Source organism: Streptomyces sp. KR55, from assembly GCF_052245645.1.
GTDB classification, from domain to species: Bacteria; Actinomycetota; Actinomycetes; order Streptomycetales; family Streptomycetaceae; genus Streptomyces; species Streptomyces flavusporus.
The window spans coordinates 1-3,197 of sequence record NZ_JBQQCE010000734.1; the positions used below are offsets into that span (position 1 = coordinate 1).

At 75.1% G+C, this 3,197-nt stretch carries 3 protein-coding genes; 2 read left to right on the forward strand and 1 reads right to left on the reverse strand.

Annotation, left to right across the window (positions count from 1 at the left end; genetic code table 11):
* Positions 1-625, forward strand: a 625-nt coding sequence (locus ACTWQJ_RS49175; RefSeq protein ID WP_443312854.1) for a CHAT domain-containing protein, incomplete at its 5' end; no start/stop codon positions are given.
* Positions 626-632: 7 nt separating this feature from the next.
* Here the strand turns inward: ACTWQJ_RS49175 and ACTWQJ_RS49180 are convergent.
* On the reverse strand, positions 633-2,435 hold the full coding sequence (locus tag ACTWQJ_RS49180) for a LuxR family transcriptional regulator AbsR2 (protein WP_443312855.1): 1,803 nt from the start codon (positions 2,433-2,435) through the stop codon (positions 633-635).
* Between the two features lie 97 nt (positions 2,436-2,532).
* Here ACTWQJ_RS49180 and ACTWQJ_RS49185 point away from each other — a divergent pair.
* On the forward strand, positions 2,533-3,197 hold a 665-nt coding region (locus ACTWQJ_RS49185), incomplete at its 3' end, for a M12 family metallopeptidase (protein WP_443312856.1).

Consider the following 3,197-nt stretch of genomic DNA (forward strand, 5'->3'; position numbering starts at 1 on the left):
GGACCGGGTGCTCAGTGTGTCTCCGTCGGCGAGCAGCTGGCTGCGGGCCCGGGAGACCGAGCCGCCGCCGGGCGGCCGGCACGTCCTGGTGCGCGGGCCGGGCCTGGCGACCGGCGGCGCGGAGGTGCCCGACGTGGCCGACCGGTACGGCCGGCCGACCGTCCTGGAACACGACGAGGCGCGGGTGCCGCGCGTCCTGGCGGAACTCGACGGCGCCGCGCTGGCGCACATCGCCGCGCACGGCACCTTCCGCGCGGACAGCCCGCTGTTCTCGGCGCTGCGGATGGCCGACGGTCCGCTGATCGTGCACGACTTCGAACGCCTGGACCGCAGCCCGTACCGCATCATCCTGTCCAGCTGCGACACCGCCCGGCTCGCCTCGGTCGGCGCGGACGAGCTGCTCGGCCTGGTCACCGCGCTGCTGCCGCTGGGCACGGCCGGGGTGGTGGCGAGCAGCGCACCCGTCAACGACGCCGCGGTCGTCCCGCTGATGCTCGCGCTGCACAAGGGCCTGAGCGCCGGTCTGTCGCTGGCCGAGGCGCTGCGCGACGCCCGGGCGGCGCTGCCGGGTGATGCGGTGCACCGGGCCACGGGGTGGGCGTTCACGGCGTTCGGGGCGGCGTGATCCCGGTTCACGCCGGCTGCGCGTCGGGCAGTTCCACGAGCCAGGGCAGGGCTCCGCGGTCGCTGGCGCCGAGGCGGGCGTAGGCGCTGTAGAGGTGGTTGCCGACGGTGCGGATCGAGAGGGTGAGCTGTTCGGCGATCTGCCGGTTGCTGAGGCCGGCGGCCGCGAGGGTGACGATCTGCCGTTGGCGGGCGGTGAGTTCACCGAGGACGAGGCCGGACAGGGCGGGTGTGCGGGCGCCCTGGCAGCGGCGGGCGAGAGCGACGGCGCGGGTGCGCGAGGTGCGGGCGGCACGCGGGTCGCGGTGCGCCCGTACCGCCTGGGCGTGCGCCTCGGCGGCGAAGAGCAGGAAGCCGCGCTCCTCCAGCCGTGCGGCGGCCCGGTCCAGGGCGGGCCCGTCGCCGCGGGTGAGCGCATCGGCGTGGTCGGCGAAGACGCCGCGCAGGCGGCCGGTGGCGTGCTCGGGCGCACCGAGGCGTACGGCGTCGTACGCGTCCTCCTCGCCGAGCGTGGCCAGTGCCCCGTCGACGGCACCACGCGCCGCCGCCAGCCAGACCGCCGCCGCGGAGCCGGCCGACGTCTCCTGAGCGGACGTCACCTCTCCCGACTGGGCTGCGGCAAGGGCGAGCTCGGTGCGACAGGGCGCATCGTCGGGCGCACCGCGCAGGCCCTCGCGCGCCCACGCCCCGGCCTCCCGCAGCTCTCCGCGCAGCCGCGCGAAACGCGCCCGTACTGCGGCGTATCCGGGCGGCACCGGCGCGCCCTCCGCCGCGAACCACTCCCCCACGGGTGTGGGCAGCGGGGTCACGTCGGCCTGCTCGATGCGCCGTGCCAGCGCCGCCCGCTCCGCGTCCAGTGCGGGGCCGCACCGGTCCGGGGTGCCCGCGAGCCGCCGGGCGCGCAGCGTGCCGGCCGTGGCCCGCAGCGCGGGGCCGTACAGGGGGTGGGCGAGGTGGACGGCGCCGTGGTCGTCGATGCGGATCAGGCCGTCGGCCTCGAGGCGTTCGAGGGGGCGGAGGTCAAGGTCGTCCAGGTGCAGCGGCAGGGGTTCGGCGAAGGCGAGGCGGTCGAGGGCCTCACGCTCGTCGGGGTCGGTGCGGTCGAGGGCCGGGGCGGTGCGGTCGCGTACGGTCGCGGTGACCCGCACCGGGCCCCGCCAGGCCCGCTCGTCGGAGTCCGGGACCCGGGTGAGCAGTCCGCCGTCGCGTACCGCGCCCAGCAGGTCGCGCAGCAGTCGCAGGTCCCCCCGGCACAGGCGGTGCAGTCGGTTCGCGGTGAGCGGTTCCAGGGGGCCGCCGGCGCCCGCGGTCAGCAGCTGGGCGGTCTCCGTGGCGGGCAGCGGCTCCAGGGCGAGGCGGGGCAGCAGTTCGCCGGTCCACAGCCGGGACACGGCGCCGGGGACGCGGGCGCCGTCGGTGGCGACGACCAGCAGGCGGGTGCGGCCGTGGACGGCGAGCTGGTGGACCAGGGCCGCGGAGGCGTCGTCGAGCAGGTGTGCGTCGTCCACCAGCAACAGCCGTACGCCGGACAGCAGGTGCACCGCCCGGTGCAGGCCGACCGCCTCGGGCAGCAGGTGGGCGAACGCGGCGAAGGGAACCTCCCGGGTCTCGGGGGTGTCGTCTGCCCTTGCACAGGCGGTGCCGCGGACGGCCTCCGTGACGAGCCGGGTCTTTCCGCAGCCCGCGGGACCGGTCACGACGATGCCATGCCGGCCGACGGTCAACGACCGGCGGATCAGTTCGAGTTCGTCCTCCCGCCCGGCGAACGGCCAGGGCAGCTCCAGGGTCTTCGCGTCCTGTTCGTAAGTCATCACATCCATAAGAGCAGCGCTACTCACACCTGATACAGGGCGACTTGAGTAGCCCCCGACTCAGGCGCCCCGGCCCGGGCGACGGCAGTCTGTGCGCATGGCCGGACGCTACTGCTCACTCGCGCAGGCGTCGGCCCCGGTCTTCGCACCGGGGCTGACCGCCGAGCGGCTCAGTGCGCTGCGCGGCGGTCGGCGGATGTGGGTCAACGGCACGGTGCTGCACTACTACTTCTTCGACGGCGACACCGACGGCTCCGTCATCCCCGTTCCGGGGACCGCGGAGACCCGGCGGGTGTCGTGGGCCGGCGCCAAGGACCAGCAGGATGTCGTGCGCGAGTGCTTCCGGGAGTGGCAGGACCTGGGCATCGGCCTCACCTTCACCGAGGTCGACGACCGGTCCGAAGCGGAGCTGCGCATCGGGTTCCAGCTCGGCGACGGCTCCTGGTCGACGGTGGGCAGGGACGCGCTGCGGGTCGGCGTCAACGAACGGACCATGAACTTCGGCTGGGACCTGACCGCGCCCGGGGAGCGTGGGACGGCCCTGCACGAGATCGGGCATGCGCTCGGCATGCTGCACGAGCACCAGAGCCCGTTCGCGGGCATCCACTGGGACGACGAGGCCGTGTACGCCGAGCTGGCGGGACCGCCGAACTTCTGGAGCCGGGACCGGACGTTCTTCAACATCCTGCGCAAGCTCGACCCGGACGAGGTCAACGGCTCCGTCTGGGACCCGCTGTCGATCATGGAGTACCCGTTCCCGTC